This window comes from Acinetobacter sp. HR7, from assembly GCF_000773685.1.
Lineage (GTDB): Bacteria > Pseudomonadota > Gammaproteobacteria > Pseudomonadales > Moraxellaceae > Acinetobacter > Acinetobacter thermotolerans.
This window is the reverse complement of sequence record NZ_JPQO01000207.1, coordinates 1-17,064: the sequence shown is the minus strand read 5'-3', so window position 1 is coordinate 17,064 and position 17,064 is coordinate 1. Positions and strand designations below refer to the sequence as shown.

Sequence of the window (17,064 nt, the reverse complement as noted above, 5' to 3'; positions counted from 1 at the left end):
TCTTTGTGCAACAAAGCCAATGAAAAATGTAAATTAATTGGTTTATAACTCTCTTCAAATTCAAAGTTACTGCCTATTTCAGCCATATATTTATTTACTTTATCGGCTGCATCATTTAAACCTTTTGAAACATTATAATTTTTTAAAGAATTATTGATCTCCATAAACCTTTTATTTAGTTCCTTTATCTTTTCTTCCAATTTAATATCATTAGCTAAATTCAAGGTATCAAGCAAAATAAATAATTTTGCCTTTTGTATTAAAATATTTTCATAAAGACTCTTTTGCTTCTTTAACCTTTTTTCCATTAATTCAATTTCATTGATTTGCTGATTTAGTTCTTCCAATTCTTTCTCATGTTTTTCTAAACTTCTTTTTACTTCAATCAATGAAGACTCAAATTTCGCTTTCATTGGCCGAGCTAGCTCAAGATTTCCTGATACTTTAATAATTGCTTGTTTTAAATTTTCAGCACTTTCATTCAAAGTTTCATGTACCGTATGACAGAATGGACAAACTGAAGTAGAAATACATACATCTTTGGGTGAACTATATTTACTTATATTATCAACAAAACGTTCCTCTTCATGAATATGCTTTTTAATTGACGAAATCTGCCGTTGTAACTTTCTCAGTTCAACTAATTTTTCTGTTCTTTTCAAAGTCAGCTGGTCATATCGTTGGGTAATTGCATTGGAATCATATTTAATTTTTTCAGGCACTATGATTAGATCAAGCTCATCTTTAGCATTTTGAGGATTACGTAGAATTTTTTGCAAAGATAAAGGAGCGTCATTAAATCCCATCATGGCATACAGCTGAGTCAACACTGGACCTACTCTATCTTTATACGATTCTGCTGCTTGCTTATTTGCCTCATACTGACGTTTTAATTGATTTATTTCATTATTAAGACGCTCACGCTCTTGTGATAAATGAAAATATTTCTGATCAACTAATCCTAGAAATATTTTGATATGATCAATAACTTGATCTCGTTTTTCTTTTTCATCAAACCGATAGAAGATCGCATGTTTATTTGCAACGAGATTTTGATGTTGAAGTATGAAAGAAGTAAGACTACGAATACTTGGTGTAGCAGCTTTAGCTTTAAATCTACGATTTTCTCTAGCAGCTAGAGATTCATCTACGTCATCAATATCTAGAAAAAAACTACGTAGATGTTTCTTAAAATCACTTAAAGGTCGGAAGTAACTGTGATTAAAATAATCACTAGTAATTATTTCTGAGTTAAAAGACTCTATTCTACGAAGAAATGCCTTTGTACTGATTTGAGGATCACGGGCAAGAATTATATCTTTTTCGTTAATCGAAAGACCGACATAGTAAATAGCAGCATGAGTTGTAATCACCCCCTTAGGGATCGTATTTTCCTCACTTCCAAAGCAATAGTCAAAAATTTCAATAAGCGCACTTTTTCCTGTAGAGGATTTACCAGTAACTACATTTAATCCCTTTTTAAAACTTACAGGATGTTTAACACCTTGTTTATCAATTACACCAATTTCATGAATTAAAGTTTTCAACGAGGCTTCACCCCTAAAAAAGAATATATCTCTACTACAGAATGCTTTTTAAATAAGCGTCCTAATTTCCACGCAACTCTTTGAATATTATAGGGAGGTCTTGTATCAACACAGGACCGTAGTATTAAATTTTGTACATTAACCGATAGCCAATCATTATCTATACAGTACTGGATACTTTGCTGAGTTAATCCTTGAAATTCATCTATTCTTTCTTGTAAATCATATAGCTGCTTTTGATCTCCGAAAATCGACCAAATCGTACTATTGACATTTGATTTAAGCAGCTTACTACCAAATATAGAATGACTGCATAATGGAATAATCAATTGTGATAGTAAGAGATTATGTTCTTGTTCCTCGACTGAAGTATAAAATGAAGCAATATATTCTCCATACTTAAACGGGTTATATTTCAATTCGTATATAGCTTCAACGACACTACTCATGGTTCAACCTTCCACTTTAAATTTCTATTCTCATCATCCATAGCATCATGTATCAAACCATTTTTATATTCTAAAGGCGGAATACTATTATCAATAGGTAATGGAGGTTCCAAAATTACACTATTATATAATTTTTTAGAGCCTTTCATTGGGTCCGCAACTTCAAGCTTAGCAGTAGAATAAGCCACCTTAAATCTCTTAACCAATTGATCTTGATAATTAATAGTTTTCTTTCTATATAGAGGATATTCGTCTAATTCCATATGCAGTGAGTTTTGCAACTCGATCCAATTACCAATTGCTTCTGCAAGCATCTCATGATGTTCTATTTCAGTTATTTTTTTTACAAACAGTTTCTGTTCATGAATTTGGATTTCTATTGGAGATGCTTCATAGCCTTTAAATTCGGGGAAAGTAAATCCTTTTTTACATAATTGAGCTGTTAATTCTTCACATTTGGCATAAAATTCATTGTGCTTAATGCACCATGCTCGTTGGGTAGCCTGTCCATATACGAAACCAATAAGTCCATGTAAATAACTCTTTAAGTTATTTTTAGGAATTCCTACTGGTTTTGAAAGAATACGTTTTTCTAACTCTTCTGCATTACTAGCTTCTGTATATAACGTTACTTTATTTAATACTTGCTGTAATAGAACCTCATTTGTTGCCATAACAGCCTTTTGCAGCTTAACAATTTCTGAAGGACTATCAGAGTTTAATTCTTCTTCTGTACGTTTACTGAAAATTGTTTGTAATATATCTAAGCGCTGTTCACCACTCTTATCATTCCAGTCTTTTAAAAAAGTTGTTGCCCCAAAAGCTTGTGTAGTATGTAACATTAGTACTTTATATTTCGTATGATCAAACTCTGGTGCTAGCCAATTCTTTAGGGTCTTCCACAAATTTTCATGATGGTCTGTTAGGGGAGCAGAATAATCTTTAACCTCTGTTTGTACCGAATTTTCTAAGTTAGGAGAAATTAGACTAATATCTCCATCAGTTTCAAACCAAATAGTTTCATTTTCTTCAAGTGAAAAACATTTATCCAGGCCAATCAATACTTGATAATGAAAAGCTAGTGCCGTAGATAAAGCTGCATTCTTCGCTTGTCCTCCACTCATACCCCCTCCAGTTACTCATATTTAGATAAAATATCTTATAAGATTAATCTTTAATAGATTATTAAAAATAATTCTTGTCTCAAAATGCAATATTGAAGATAAGACTTTCATACATTTTTTTTTAAAAAAAACAAAAATCATTGAATAATAAGCAATTTAAGCATGCCTATATTTATCAAAAAAAATAATTATTAAGTGAATTTAAAATTTATGTTTAGACTTTCTAACTAAAAGAAGTCACTTTTATTTGGAAGTTTTCACCACTTCATCTTAAGTATCTAATACTATTTAACATTCATCCTAATGAAGCCAATGATTCCATTATTTGAATTTTTTGCTTATTTGATAGATTTCCCACCTTTGACTTCAAGTCCACCTAATACACTCTATTCGCCGATCACTCTGCGTTGTGCACTCTTGTTTCCAAATATCAGCTAACGGCAAACACGAGAACAATCCACTAGAGGCTCATGGTAGAAGTTCATTCTATCAATCACACTAACATAGAATTTTACAATGATGTTTAAAATTAGATTTCTAGCAGTTGTATACAAAAATTTAGAATTCCAATTTTATTTTTTCTAGCTAAAACTTTTTTCTGCACCACCATAGCATTCCCCATCTCTTATAAAGGCATTTATTAAACTATTGTTTTATTTAAAAGATTGAGAGATTATGTTCACATATCTTTTACAAATCAAATTCATTTACCAACAAATAAGAGATTGACATGTCTAATATTAATATTTATCTACGTGAAGAACTTCCGAAACTTAGTGAAAAAGATATTTATATTGCTCCAAATATTCCAGAAAAAAAATTAAATAAAGCTATTAAGTCATTCAAGTATGATGGGAATCCTGAGAATATTATTGCCTTATTGGACACAACATTATTAGGAAGTGGTGCAGATGGATTAATGTTTACTGGAGAAAAAGTCATTTTTAAACCAGGATATTTAGATCCTCATCATATCAAATATGAAGACATTACTGATGTAAGAGTAGAATTTGTAAAATCAAAAGCTGAATCAGTCACTATCGTCACAAAAAATGAAAAAATTAAGCTGCAATATATTTCTTCATACTGCAATTTAGTGGAATTGGAGAAAGTTCTTAAATATGTCTCTCAAGAATTCGAAGAATACACAGAACAAAGACAAGTTGTTCCTCTTGAAGAAATGGATGAAAAACTCAAGTTAGCTTATCTTAAAATTATCATTAATATGACATACGAAAATGATCAGATTATTGATAAAAAAGAAATGGCTGAAATATTTCTTCTAATGAATCGTCTAGGCCTTAAACAAGAAACTAGGTTTGAAATTCGCTCATATATGTTTGCTCCTGATGAATTGCAGGAGACAAGTATTTTGTTTGATGAGTTAAATAAAAATATTATAGATGGGCAATCTAATACCGTTCATATTTCTCTGGCAAAAGATTTAATTAATATTCACTTTGCCACCCAAAGCCGAGATCTGGAAAAATTCGAATTTTTACAAAAAAACAGAAACTTACTAAACATTAAAGACAGCGATCTAAATATTATTGTCTTAGCTTTAGAAACAGACTATAAGCTCTTAGAAGAAGATTTTACAGACGATAAAATGACCGCAGCATTTAAAGAGCTATCAGCCAAGGCTGCTGCAGTTGGAACCCCACTTGCAGCAATTTATTTATCTGGTTCAGTGATCGGTATGTCTGCTGCAGGTATGACATCAGGTTTGGCGATGTTAGGAATGGGGGGAATTTTAGGCTTATCAAGTATGGCTACAGGTATAGGGGTTGCTATTCTAATCGGTGTTGGTGCATATGCAGGAATTAAAAAAATAACTGGAACAGATGAAGTCAGCAATTATAAACGCAAAGAATTAATGTTAAATGAAGTGATTAAACAAACACAAGATACGATTTCAACGATTGTGAATGATATCAATTACGTTACAAGCAAACTAAATACTACGATAAGTCAAATCACTAAATTAACTGACAATCAAAATGCTCTGAAAAACTTGAATCGTGAGTTATTACAACAAATTGCGATGCTCAAAGGAATCTCCGGTGCTGCAGAGATTTTAAATATCAAAGTACACGATACTAAAGGCGAATCTAATAAACTAAAATGTCCAAAAGTTCTAGATTTATCGAAATTAGAGGCATTGACTTCGGAACCAACTAAGAAGCAATTTCATGACTTCATTCTTAGTTTTTATATTGAAAAAGAAACACGGGACGTAAATAACTCAGATACACAAGTTATTACAAAATGGGTCATTAATCCTTCAAGAAAAGCAGAGTTTGCTCAACTTGCTGATGCATTTGAAGTTATAGGTTACTTTAACATTAGCGATGTTATTGCTAGTAAAACTAAACAGGCATTATCTGGTTTATTTTCATGAGTAAAAAAGATCTTTTAGATGAACAAGCATATAGCCTGGTCATGCAAGATCACCAACTATCTGCTGCTCAAGCTAAGCTTGAGCAGATAGATAGGGTGACTAATCAAATAAATATTGAGTTAGCTCAAATGCTCTCGGAAACTAATCAATTAATTTCACAATCTGAAAATTTGTTAGAGACTCTAGACAATGATTTTTTAGAAATAGCCCTGAGCACAAATGAAGAAGATTTCTTTATTATAGAAGACGATAATTATTTATATGAGGAGAAATCTGACTCTTCACCTTCTCAATATTCCCCTATAAGCATGCTAGAAACATTTGATTTTTCCAATGATTTAACATGGGAGGAATATCAAAAAGCACTGAGGTCATTTCAAGAGCAATCTAATATCATTATCTCAGATGATCCTTTTAACGACTTAATGTCAACATCACAAAAAATTGCATTACAAAAAAGGATCAAAGAAGAATTTTCTCTTAAAAATGCTCAATGTGATCAATATGATTACATGATCGCTGGCACTTGTGGATTAATTGGGGGACTGATAGATGTTTTATTTGTTGGTATTCCAGGTCAAAGTCCTTTGGGAAATTTAACAGATGAAGCTACAAATCAGGCTGTGCGATTATTTGCAAAGATGAATGGCTGGAAAGGTGCAAATGAAGGAAAAGATCCTACAGATAGTGCAATAGGGTTTTTAGAGCGAAAATTTAAAGTCAATTACGATCAACGGTATGGGGCTGATGTTGAAAATTTTTTCAAAATGAGCACCAGAAATCATCACATTAAAAACTTAGCACATTCCCCTGATCTCAGTGGTTTATTTTTTTCACTATTAGATCAGTTCCAGAATACAGCTACTTTTGTTGGAATTTTTGATGTCTTTAATGAGAAAGGTACAAAAATTGGTGAATCTTCCAAATTAATCAGAGTCAATACAGATACTTTTGAGCTTCAAGGTACAAATTTAATCAGTAAAATTTATTGTGGATTCATAAACTGGTTAGGCCATCTATTTTCGGATGTTGCTGGATCTTCTGGTGCATCTACCCGTGGTTCAGGCATTCCTATTCCTTTTTATTCATTACTGCAATTTGCAGATTTTGGCAGTTTTGGACAACATAGACAAAGTTTCGCAACTCTAGCTGTAAGAGTTTTTGAAGCAGGCTACGATTTCCGCCATGGGATGACTATGGCAATTCCTGTCTTAATTACTGAATTATTGACCAGATTCATGTGGTCATTTAAACAAAAAATTTATCATCAAAAATCATGGTTTGACTGTATTCCGAATGCGAATGTACCGGAACTCAGACGTATGTTATTAGTTTCACATGGTACGTTATGCATTATAGATGGAATGGATGCCGCTCTTAAATCAGCTGGTGAACCAATCCAATTCTTATTAAGAACTAATCTTATTGGATGGACTAAATTCTCAATGCTGGCTTTAAAAGAAGTACATGCTGTATTTAATGAAGGTAAACTAGATATAGAAGCAGTAGATAAGTATTTAGAACAAGAATATAGAAACCTAAGACTACATTTCTAAATACTTTCCTGAAGGTAAATTAAATAATTTACCTTCGACCTCTACAAAATTTCATCTTAATAAGACGTATACCTCCTCGTTAGATAAAGCAATCTTATAGGTTTTTTAGCTTGTACAATTCAGTTCAACGCTGTCACTGACCCTTTCAATCTCTGCTGAATATCGAACGCATTCTGCTCTACGGCACGCTGGTTTAAACCCTCTCCCTGATAGAACTCATCAACCATCTCCAACCCTTCCTCAATATCCATATCAAACAAACCATTAGCAAAACCTTGTCTCGCCTTCTGATCCAAAGCTTCCTGTTTGAAACCTATGACTTTACTCTGTTGATCAATTTCCTGAGCCATCTGTATTGCCGACTGCAACTGAATACCATCTCTTAAAGTTAAATCTACGTAATACACAGGTTGACGATAACTTTGAGTCGTACTCTTACCCCGTAGGGTTAGTTGCAATGGTAAACATGACAGCAAACCATTAGATGCAGCATGGTAATAACTTAATCGAGCTGCCAAAGTCCTTATACTGTTAAAGCCAGTCGTTCTAAAAATGAAGGTGCCAAATTCATCCGACTCATCTAGATTCACATGCAAACGACCATACGGTTTACAGTGTCCCCCCTGAGCCAAAGGACATAAGTCTGGTGAAGGGCAGACATGCTGTTCTATACCCTGATTAGTTAAACGTTGACAGGTTTCTCCATCCCCGACACAGATAGGACGACCTGTTTGCCGATCAAACATAGTGTACTCTGCCCGTAAGTTCAAATCAGGATCATTGAAGATCATTCTGACTGGAATCGAGCGTAGCTTTTGATTTGGTGCTTTTGCCCTAAGTTGTTCATCCAAAGGATGTTTCACCCATCCATCCTTATTCTGGATTTGTGAAGTAATGGTGAACTGGTCATCCTTTTCAGGCAGACGCTTCCCATTCTTTTCAATAACCCGCCCAATACTGATACGTCCCAATACAGGTGGTGTGATTGCTAAACCTTTAATCATGTTTATTTTCCTTATGGCATATATGTAAAAAAACCCTTCATCTTGAAAACAAAGGGCTTTTAAAAATGAATCGAACAGTAAAGACAGCTAATCGGTATATATGGTAAATCTCCGACTACCAGTCTTTGGTAAAGGATAGTGTTGAATCAAGTCCGGCTGATGCTCTAACAAGGCTTTGATATTTAAACCAACACTATCCTTAGCTTTCTTCCAAACGACTGAACCATGTGCAAATACAGCACGCTCTTTATCTTTCATCATCATCTGAATCTGGTGTTTAAGCTGGTCAAAGTGTTCCTGCTTATGCTGAATTTCCTCTTTCAGTTTAATGAGCTTGTCGAACATCAGATTGGCATTCTCATTATTCGAAAGGTCTTCAACAGTCAGAGGCTCATGTGCTGGATATAGCTGCTGTATAGCTTTAGCCGCAGACTCACTCGCATCAACTGATGGAGGTATACCCTTTTCTACACACTCCCAGAAATATCGCTCTGCATTGATGATGTGTTCAATTACAGATTCAGAACGTGTGACTTTGAAAATCTTAGTTTCATGTCCGCACAGCAATACACAAACATGTGCTGCCTGTTTTCCTGTGACCGCCAGTTGATGCTGAACCTGACACAATACATACAGCGGCACACCATCACGCCATAACTTGGCCCCATGCTCCCCTGCGGTTTTACATTCCAGGATTTGAACTTCATCGTTTCCCACGACTGAGTAGTCCAGATTTGCCAGCATGAAATACTTGTCTGGATCAGGATGCTGAAGTACTGCATTTACACGCCTTACCTTGTTATTGGTATGCATGCTGTAGAACTCAGCAACTAAAGGTTCCAACTGCTTGCCCCAATACAGCGGTGCAACACCTGAACTTTCGTCTTCTATCTGCTGAGTTTGCCGGCCGGTCTTAATCATCCATAGTTCCAGCATGGACATGTAGGGGTTCAGCCCACAAGCAGTGGCTGCATCACTGCTACCTATGCCCTGCTTACGGACTTCAAGCCAATCCTGATAAGCCATATCCTTGGTATTCACCAAACGTTTTGCTGCTGTAGCTCGCTTCGTTGTAGTTGATGGATTCACGATATTGTTTGGACCCACATGTGCAGGCTGAGGTGTTATGGGGGCAATTTGATTCATGGATTTATCCTTATAAATAGTTGGTCTTGGAAAAAAGTGCATAAAAATGCCATCCCCGACACGAGGTCGGGAATGGCTATATATGCTTGTTGTGTGGGGTGATAACGTGGGTGCTATGAACTAGCAAATATTGTCATGGATAGGCTTGGTATTCAGGCAATCAAAGCTAGTGCCTGCTCAAGTCCTCTTTGTTTAAGTACTGCTCCAGCACCAAACCATGCTGAATCCAATCGGTAATCTGTACTCCTGGCACGACGCTCATGATCTACAAATTCTGTGATCGAACAGAGCAGTCCATAAGCTGTATCTTTAGCAGATGAAAGATCAGCGCCACGACCTTGACCATTAAACATGTCCAAAGCTTTGCTCATAGCACGACCATTGGGTTCTGCTTTGCTTTGCGCCTGAGCATTATTTGCGACCTGACGATAGAAATGAATGATGCTTTCTTCAGGATCTGCTACAGACATGGTCGTATTGTTGAATACAGCATCAAAGTAAGCCTTAGCCTCCTGCTGACTCACCTTACGCTGAGTGAGCTGTTTCATTTCATACATGTGCTCATCCCATGCACGAACTGAAATACCCAATTGCTGTTTGACCTTGCCAGCATCGAACTTGGTACTGTGTGGAACCTTTACTACACCCGCACTTGCAGTTACACCCTTCAAGGCGATTGCCAATGTGTTGTTGCAAACGACACGAATACTGGTGAACTGGGCTGTTGTTGCCAATGTCCCATCACAAGCGGATGCTAAAAGAATATAGCCATTACTGACGTCCTTACCTTTCAAAGCAGAAGATTGTCCTGTACGGGCCAAGGCCCAGAACTTCTTACCCCCTTTGAGCACGCCTGCTGTTTCCAGTTCAAAACCAGATTGCTCCGTCAGATCACGGTAGAACTCAAGAATCTCCATTGGCTGAACTTCCTGATAGCGTTGGCTGACTACCGATAACGGAGCATGGGTATCTGAACGATACAAGACCCGCTGTTCTTCAAACGGCATGATGATGCTCTGACCACGTTCATTCTGAGCCATATAACTGACATCAGATGATTCGATACGCCAATCCATCCCTGCTTGTTTCGCCCAAACTTCCAGTGGCTGATTAGGACTCAGCTGATTCCCTAAACCATGCCATGGTGTTTCACCAACATAGGCTATTTGATCAATTAAATGTGCCATGTTTCTAGTTCCTTTAAAATATCAATGTATTGGGGTAATAGATTTTTTATTGCTCAATTACACATATTCGGGCTAAAGCTACGATCACAGTCTTTGCAATAGCATTCCTGTTGATAAATGATGTGCTGTTTGGTTTGAGCTTTCTGTTCATCATCCACTAGTAACATCCAGATTCCACTAACCACGACACCTACCAATGCTCCAGCAATCGGTGGAATATTCAGGCTCTTCGACACACTCACTCCTAATGCAATCAAAGTTGGTGGAGACATCATTGATGGTGCTATTGGGGTAGTTAAGGTTTGACTACTAGGCAACTGTCGTGGTGATTCAATCACACAGATATCGGTAGATTCACAGTAAGGGCATTGCAACAAAGGCATGTAACTGCTCCTTGAAATAAAAAGCCTGCTGTAAAAAGCAGGCTAGAAGTAAAAATATAAGCAGGCATGATCGCTTTATATGAGCTTCATGATTCTCATTTAGATACTATGTATTTATTTTTATTTTGGTTTCGCCTCTAAGTAATACAACAATATTCAATCTAACATTAGCCCAGATGCTTATGCATCTAGACTAATTAACTCAGATATTACCTGTATATTTTTTCCATTTGAAAGAAATGTCCTCACTTTCAAATCGATAAATTTTTAACGGTACATGAATGTCTTCAATCATTTTTCTCCAAAAACTACACATATCAGTATGGGCGTAATAACAGTGCCTCTCTAACACATAATTAAGACCTGAATTGCTATACCCATTTGCTAAGCAAACATTCCCCCATTCCGTTGTGATGAGATCTGCATATTCTTTTTTCTCACCTATAACGTAAATCAGGGCCTGAACTGAATAGTATCCCTTTAATGATTTTACAATCCGCCAATGAATATCTGTTAATCTGGCATCGAAATATGAAGATTGATGCAAACGTCCAAGCCATTTCCGTGCCACCTTCAACAGTTGTTCCTCTCTAAACATCTTTACTGGATTATCCAAGACAAAATGTAAGTCCATGAATATACAGTTTATTTGTTTATGCTTATCTAAATACCTTTTAAATACTGCTTTTTGTTGTTTCACGCTTTCCAATATTGGCTTGATAAAATCATCATATTTTAAAGCTGTGTATTCTTTGAGTAGGCTCTGCTGAAGCTTTTCATGGAAGATCACCCCATTACTGCACAAATAGCCAAAATCAGCATACCTATGAAAACTCAATTCAGTTAAAGCCACACGCCAATAAGGGTTTAATTTAAACTCTTCAATACAAAACTGATGATTTCTCAACCAATACAATTGCTGTAACAAGATATAATAATCCCTTGAATATTGACCTGGCGCTCTTTTATCCACTGCAAGCAACTTAGCTTTTTCAACTTGAGCTAACTTTTCTACACTAGAGATAAATACCAAATTGTTTGATTGATCTAAAAAAAATGGTAACGATGATTTTATTTGCCCATTTGACGGTGTGATCGCTTGAAGCATGGAATATGTCATATTTTAAGCTCCCTCTTGCGTCAATTGAGTCTTAGGACGCCCCATATTCTTAGCTAGATTCTTGTCAATGCTCGTACCAAATACACGAATAAAATAATTGGATTTACCTAGACGCTTTCTTTCACCGTCCTCGTCAATGATCACACGCTTATGTAAAATAAACTGATCTCTTTTAGTTATGTATCGGATAGCCATGATCAAATGCTGATATTTTAAATGATCATCACGTTTTAGCGTTCCTATAGCTACTTCACGATACTTGCCTCTATGCGCATCAAGATTACAGTTATGATAAACCCCTTCTTGGCCAATTACTTTTATCCAGATCTCACCTATCTGCTGAGCCAGCTTAATATCTTGAGCATGAAATCGACCATCTAGAAAGAAAAAACAGTGGTAGTGATAACCAGTTTTCTCAGCAAACTCTAATTTCCAAATGTATCCCAAAACCTTTAAATTTTGTGTACGCTTCAAATAACGCAAAAAGACGCGTAAATCCTCTTTAACCTGGGAAAGACTTGGGTCTTGATTTTTTCCATAGCGAAAATCTAATCTTGTAATTACTATTCTTGAATGTTTTGCGAGTATTGCATCTACGCAAGCCATAGCAACTTTTTGCTGATAGCGAGAACGATCCTTTCGTTTCTTCTGCTGATATTTAAACTCTTGTTCTTGTGTCAATTCAGATAGACGTTCAACAAACTGATTAACCTGGTCAGCAAAAATCAAAGTCTTTACATCACCTTTCTGACATTCAATTTTTACAAGATCATTAGGGAACTTAAAGCTCACATTAAAGTCAAATTCTATGCAAGCTCCGAAAACATCATTAAATGCTTCGACCACGATTCTACTGTGTTCACAATCATATTGCTTCAGTGGATCACAACCTTGTAATAAAACCCGTTTGACTGATTCAATGAATACTTTATCGATTGCCACATATTTTGTTTTTTTCGAACAAAATGGACTAATTTTCTTCTGATATGCCTGCATATAAGCATTCTTTAAAATTAGCTCTACTAAGCTTATGCGAGCAAAAACTTTCTCTGCTTCAGGATTCGACTCTATTTCGTAATGATCCAGTTCATCATTAAAATACGTTAGGTAATCTAAAGTTAATGAACCTGAGTGCTGATCATCTGCTACGTTCAAGTATTCATTATATATAGGGTGAATCAATGAGAATCCTTGCTCATCAGCAAGGGATTCTAATTGCCCTGCAACATCTGCTGAATCAGCATTAACAGTTTCATTACTCATAGTATAAAGTAGTTGATTCATGATAATGGGCTCATAAATTGTAGAAAGCACTCAAACCTAGGTAAATACATTAAACCTATTAAATTCATATATTTAAGATTATTATTTACTATAATAATCATATAAGTACCACAAGATTTAAGCGCTGGTCACACGGCAAACACGCGGTATCAAAACCATATGGTTGCTGTGAGACCAGAGGGTTAAGGCAAAATTGAGCATGTAAAGTTGTCACGCTCACGACATCAGTTTTTTTTAGAATTCAGCCAATCAATGATGTCCTGTTCAAACCAACCAACAGCAGATACGCTCAATTTTATTGGTCGTGGAAATGAAGCGTCATAACGCTTAGATTTAGGGTTAAGTTTTTCATAGACAGTCGATCGACCTATGCCACATAACTGAAGTACGTGCTTAAGGCGAAGGATCTGGTTGGTTCTGGTTTCTGTAGTTTGCATTCCTTACTCCGTTTTAAACATGTGTGGATGTCTTCGGATGTAAATGTGCAGTAGAATCGTCAGAAACTTCAGAAAAACAAGTTTCCGATTTTGAGTACTATATTTTTATGAGTAGACCTGTCTTTGATCACGAAATTTTTAGAATTGCTCATCCTGTAATGCAAAAGCTTGTAGGACAAGCGGTCGAAGCAAAAGAGTTTCAGTTTTATTTTCCTGATTTTTATAAATATTTAAAAGAAATAAAAGTACTAATTTTAGCAAATTTATTTAAACAACTAATTGAAAGATTTGAAGAAAAAACTGATATGAGCGCCATTGAAATAGAGAAAAGAGTTGACAAAATCCTTTTTGATCGTCAATTACTTAATCATGTTATTGGCTATTGCCAAACAAATGAACTTTATTTAGCAGATGAATATCTAATTAATGATCTGCTACAACATGATGAAATACTTAAAATTTTTCAAAATTGTTACGATTTTTTTTGGTTAAAAATTAAGGAATATGATGAGATAAATCATCCAATCTCATTCCAAAAAATACTACCTATCCACTTGAAAAATAATAATTTATATCTACCAAATCTACTATTGGAATGGGATATTGAACAACTTTTTTTAGATTATTTGTCGATTTTTATCGACTACCATCAATTTAATAACTCCAAAATCAATAAAGAAAATATCACTCAACAGCCTAATGCAGAGGAAGCTAAGCTGGTGCTTTCTAAACTATTTAAATATAACTCGCCTCTGCCAGCTTACAACAAATCTTTCATAGATGCCTCATCCTATGACCTTGACGCAACTTCTCCAGAATACCTAAGTTTAAACATTCACTTAGATGAGAACCTTAACAATTTACCCGTAATCATTAATGATTTTTTACATCACCTCATTGCACGGAAAATAGATCGTGATAGAAAGGGCTTTAACACTACGATCCCTATTAATGAAATGCACTTCAAAAAAATTCATCAGGCTCGAAACCAACTTGATATTGTGATCAATGCATCCTCTCCACTAAAACGAGCTGATACTGTTTTATCTGCACTCATCAGTCTCATTTTCTATGAGGAAGTATTCAGACGCAAAATTTTGGAAGGTGAACCATTTAAGTTTCAAACAATCAACTTCGCAAATTTAAGCTTTGAGTACTTTGATATCAAGCTAACCAAAGATGAAAAAGTATCTTTGGAGGAAGCAAGTACTAATGACTTGAAGGAATGTATTAACCAAAGCAATGAATACGATTTAGCACAGCACATGGATAATCTTTATAGATTGATCAGTGGCTGTAAAGATTTCAAACTAGAAACCAGCCCAAAAAAAATAATAGATGGCAAAATTGAGAGTATTTTCTGCACAAAAGATGGAGCACTCTACACCCATAAAATCAGTAAAGATAGTTTAAAAAAGACTACCCCCGATACGCTTAGCTTATTGTCTTCAAAATTATCAAATCTCCTGAGTCTCTAGGCTTGCAGATAACTTAACAGACAATTTTGACGCCTTCTTTTGGGATTTTCTTCCACTCTTAGGTCTTTGCTCCCAAAGTATGTAGTCCTATTTATTTTTTAACAGTATACGAATAATTATTGCGTATTCTTCTTTTAACGGACACTGAATTAGACAGAGAAATGAACAGAAATTCTAATTTTATTTGGCGCATTAAAACTTGTATAACAGCATTTAAGCAGCGTCAAAATACAGCTTTACTTTAGTAAAGTTTTTAGTAAAAATACTAGTAACTTACTTACTAAAATTTTTACTAAATGAAAAAGAGAAAAGAAATTCCAACACATTTATCACATAAGCCAATTGTTAAATTGGAAGGTTATTCTGAGCTTGATGGTCGATTTGCCGGAAGCACTGATGCTGCCGGCTTATCAATTGGATTAGCTCAGTGGAGTGATGCTAAAACCATGGATTTATCCGCTAAAGTTTGGCGATATACTGGTGAAAAATGGTCTAGACAATCAGAGGAGCTACCAATTCATAGAGTATTTGATTTGGCTAGCCTTTTGTGTGCTTCTATGAGTTATGTTCAAAATGAAACCTTACCTATATGTGAAGATTTTCAAATTGAGTTAACAAAAAACTCTGATCTTATTGATGTTTTAAAAGGTGGAATGCTGAAAGATAAAAAACATTTAGATGAATCTTTAAAAAGATTATCTAAATACTTAAAGACCCTTGGCTATTAAGGGTCTAGTAAGTTGATATGAAAAATGAGTATATCCATTAGACCCACTAAATGGTTTTCAATTTTCCTTATATAACTTCATAGGGTACCTGAAAGAATAAAATAAGTTTATTTACTTTATTAAAAATTATCAATTATTTAGCCCAAAAATAAAGCTCCCTCTTTTCTAAAAAAGGATCAATATAATCAGCCCATTTTTGCAACCATTCTGAGCACTCTTTTTCATAAGAATGCAAATCATATGTACCTTGTATTCCTTTTTTTGAGTGCCCCAATACCGCCTCTGCCACTTCCGCTGGGCAACCTAAACGAGACAAACCTGTGCGTACTGTCCTTCGCAAGTCATGCGGATTCCAATCAGCTATATCATTCAGCCAGAGCTGTTCCGGCCTATACGTCTGTTTATTTCGCATCTTTTCAGGATTTTTCATTCTCCATTTGCATTCAGTAATATTTTTTTGCAAAAGAGGCTTTCCACTTTTTTCTATTTGAAATACATATTCCAAATGCTTATTAGGGAGTTTTTCAATAAATTCAGCACACTGCCGAGATAATTGAACATAACGTTCAGAACCATTTTTGCTTTGCCTAATATGCCATGTTCTTGACTCTAAATTTATATCTTCCCATTTTGCTTCGCAAACCTCACCAGTACGACAACCAGTCCACAACGTAATCATTAAGACTTGTTTGTGCTTTGCTGAGAATCCTGAAGTTGGCAACCACTTAAGTACTCGTCTTAATTCATCATCATTTAGAACTCGTGTTCCTTTTGTAGATGTAAGTTTTAATCTAGCCTGCTTTAAACTAGATTTAGCCAACAGAGCTGGATTCGCAAAATCTTCTTTAAATCTTTCAAGTCCAATAGCATATTCATAAGCTAAAGTTAATTCAGACAATACTCTGCCTGCCTGTACATTCGCTCCTCTTGCAACTATGTCGGAAATTAACTGCACAACATCCTTACGTGTAATATGTTCAGCAGGCAAATGTCCTAAGACTCTTACAGCATCTCCATAAAGGGTTCTTCTTGTTTCGTCTTGTCCTTTTTTCTTACGAGAACCCTTGATCAGTTTCTTTAATCCTGTTCTTGAATCTTCCACATAGCGGTCTTCGATAACATTAGTAAGATATAGTTCAATTAAATCTTTCACTGTGAATTTATTGAGTTCTTCCTCCTCTTGTTTTTTCTTAAGCTTATTTAACCTGAGTTCGATGAAA

15 protein-coding genes are annotated in these 17,064 nt (G+C 35.3%); 4 read left to right on the top strand and 11 right to left on the bottom strand.

Going from position 1 to position 17,064, the window contains the following annotated elements; genetic code table 11:
- The 3 genes from GW12_RS13295 to GW12_RS13285 form a co-directional block, all read right to left on the bottom strand.
- Positions 1 to 1,547, bottom strand: a 1,547-nt coding sequence (locus GW12_RS13295) for a DUF3732 domain-containing protein (protein WP_034588378.1), incomplete at its 3' end; no start/stop codon positions are given.
- The gene (locus tag GW12_RS13290) at positions 1,544 to 1,996 is read right to left on the bottom strand and encodes a three component ABC system middle component (protein ID WP_034588376.1); all 453 of its coding nucleotides are present in this window, start codon (positions 1,994 to 1,996) and stop codon (positions 1,544 to 1,546) included. The genes GW12_RS13290 and GW12_RS13295, both read right to left, overlap by 4 nt.
- Positions 1,993 to 3,120, bottom strand: a complete 1,128-nt coding sequence (locus tag GW12_RS13285; RefSeq protein WP_034588373.1) for a hypothetical protein — start codon at positions 3,118 to 3,120, stop codon at positions 1,993 to 1,995. Before GW12_RS13285 ends, GW12_RS13290 begins: the two co-directional genes overlap by 4 nt.
- Positions 3,121 to 3,850: 730 nt before the next feature.
- Between GW12_RS13285 and GW12_RS13280 the strand changes: the two genes are divergently transcribed.
- Entirely contained in the window at positions 3,851 to 5,521 is a 1,671-nt protein-coding gene (locus GW12_RS13280; RefSeq protein ID WP_034588370.1) for a hypothetical protein, read from the top strand.
- On the top strand, positions 5,518 to 7,077 hold the full coding sequence (locus GW12_RS13275; protein WP_034588367.1) for a hypothetical protein: 1,560 nt from the start codon (positions 5,518 to 5,520) through the stop codon (positions 7,075 to 7,077). Before GW12_RS13280 ends, GW12_RS13275 begins: the two co-directional genes overlap by 4 nt.
- 119 nt (positions 7,078 to 7,196) lie before the next feature.
- On the opposite strand, the gene GW12_RS13270 is transcribed toward GW12_RS13275, so the two are convergent.
- The 7 genes from GW12_RS13270 to GW12_RS13240 all read right to left on the bottom strand — a co-directional run bounded on the left by GW12_RS13270 (position 7,197) and on the right by GW12_RS13240 (position 13,638).
- Complete coding sequence (locus tag GW12_RS13270) at positions 7,197 to 8,081, bottom strand: hypothetical protein (RefSeq protein WP_034588365.1); 885 nt, start codon at positions 8,079 to 8,081, stop codon at positions 7,197 to 7,199.
- Between the two features lie 87 nt (positions 8,082 to 8,168).
- Positions 8,169 to 9,227, bottom strand: coding sequence for a YqaJ viral recombinase family protein (locus tag GW12_RS13265; protein ID WP_034588364.1), 1,059 nt, complete (start codon positions 9,225 to 9,227; stop codon positions 8,169 to 8,171).
- A gap of 152 nt (positions 9,228 to 9,379) precedes the next feature.
- The gene (locus GW12_RS13260) at positions 9,380 to 10,414 is read right to left on the bottom strand and encodes a DUF932 domain-containing protein (protein WP_034588362.1); all 1,035 of its coding nucleotides are present in this window, start codon (positions 10,412 to 10,414) and stop codon (positions 9,380 to 9,382) included.
- 53 nt (positions 10,415 to 10,467) lie between these two features.
- Entirely contained in the window at positions 10,468 to 10,797 is a 330-nt protein-coding gene (locus tag GW12_RS13255; protein ID WP_034588359.1) for a hypothetical protein, read from the bottom strand.
- Between the two features lie 202 nt (positions 10,798 to 10,999).
- Entirely contained in the window at positions 11,000 to 11,905 is a 906-nt protein-coding gene (locus GW12_RS13250) for a hypothetical protein (protein ID WP_081403506.1), read from the bottom strand.
- A gap of 15 nt (positions 11,906 to 11,920) precedes the next feature.
- Positions 11,921 to 13,201, bottom strand: coding sequence for an inovirus-type Gp2 protein (locus GW12_RS13245; RefSeq protein WP_052127931.1), 1,281 nt, complete (start codon positions 13,199 to 13,201; stop codon positions 11,921 to 11,923).
- A gap of 224 nt (positions 13,202 to 13,425) precedes the next feature.
- Positions 13,426 to 13,638, bottom strand: a complete 213-nt coding sequence (locus GW12_RS13240; RefSeq protein WP_034588355.1) for an AlpA family transcriptional regulator — start codon at positions 13,636 to 13,638, stop codon at positions 13,426 to 13,428.
- Positions 13,639 to 13,745: 107 nt separating this feature from the next.
- Between GW12_RS13240 and GW12_RS13235 the strand changes: the two genes are divergently transcribed.
- A complete protein-coding gene (locus GW12_RS13235; protein WP_052127930.1) occupies positions 13,746 to 15,116 on the top strand; it encodes a hypothetical protein in 1,371 nt (456 codons plus the stop codon).
- Between the two features lie 296 nt (positions 15,117 to 15,412).
- Entirely contained in the window at positions 15,413 to 15,844 is a 432-nt protein-coding gene (locus GW12_RS13230; RefSeq protein ID WP_034588353.1) for a DUF6530 family protein, read from the top strand.
- 133 nt (positions 15,845 to 15,977) lie between these two features.
- Here GW12_RS13230 and GW12_RS13225 read toward each other — a convergent pair.
- Positions 15,978 to 17,064: site-specific integrase (locus tag GW12_RS13225; RefSeq protein ID WP_034588350.1), on the bottom strand; the 1,087-nt coding region annotated here is incomplete at its 5' end.

Bases quoted from the DNA above. Each gene is read 5' to 3' on its own strand.
- GW12_RS13250 (WP_081403506.1), bottom strand. From the start codon at position 11,905: ATGCTTCAAGCGATCACACCGTCAAATGGGCAAATAAAATCATCGTTA.
- GW12_RS13280 (WP_034588370.1), top strand. From the start codon at position 3,851: ATGTCTAATATTAATATTTATCTACGTGAAGAACTTCCGAAACTTAGT.
- GW12_RS13235 (WP_052127930.1), top strand. From the start codon at position 13,746: ATGAGTAGACCTGTCTTTGATCACGAAATTTTTAGAATTGCTCATCCT.
- GW12_RS13270 (WP_034588365.1), bottom strand. From the start codon at position 8,081: ATGATTAAAGGTTTAGCAATCACACCACCTGTATTGGGACGTATCAGT.
- GW12_RS13265 (WP_034588364.1), bottom strand. From the start codon at position 9,227: ATGAATCAAATTGCCCCCATAACACCTCAGCCTGCACATGTGGGTCCA.
- GW12_RS13290 (WP_034588376.1), bottom strand. From the start codon at position 1,996: ATGAGTAGTGTCGTTGAAGCTATATACGAATTGAAATATAACCCGTTT.
- GW12_RS13260 (WP_034588362.1), bottom strand. From the start codon at position 10,414: ATGGCACATTTAATTGATCAAATAGCCTATGTTGGTGAAACACCATGG.
- GW12_RS13230 (WP_034588353.1), top strand. From the start codon at position 15,413: ATGAAAAAGAGAAAAGAAATTCCAACACATTTATCACATAAGCCAATT.
- GW12_RS13240 (WP_034588355.1), bottom strand. From the start codon at position 13,638: ATGCAAACTACAGAAACCAGAACCAACCAGATCCTTCGCCTTAAGCAC.
- GW12_RS13285 (WP_034588373.1), bottom strand. From the start codon at position 3,120: ATGAGTGGAGGACAAGCGAAGAATGCAGCTTTATCTACGGCACTAGCT.
- GW12_RS13275 (WP_034588367.1), top strand. From the start codon at position 5,518: ATGAGTAAAAAAGATCTTTTAGATGAACAAGCATATAGCCTGGTCATG.
- GW12_RS13245 (WP_052127931.1), bottom strand. From the start codon at position 13,201: ATGAATCAACTACTTTATACTATGAGTAATGAAACTGTTAATGCTGAT.
- GW12_RS13255 (WP_034588359.1), bottom strand. From the start codon at position 10,797: ATGCCTTTGTTGCAATGCCCTTACTGTGAATCTACCGATATCTGTGTG.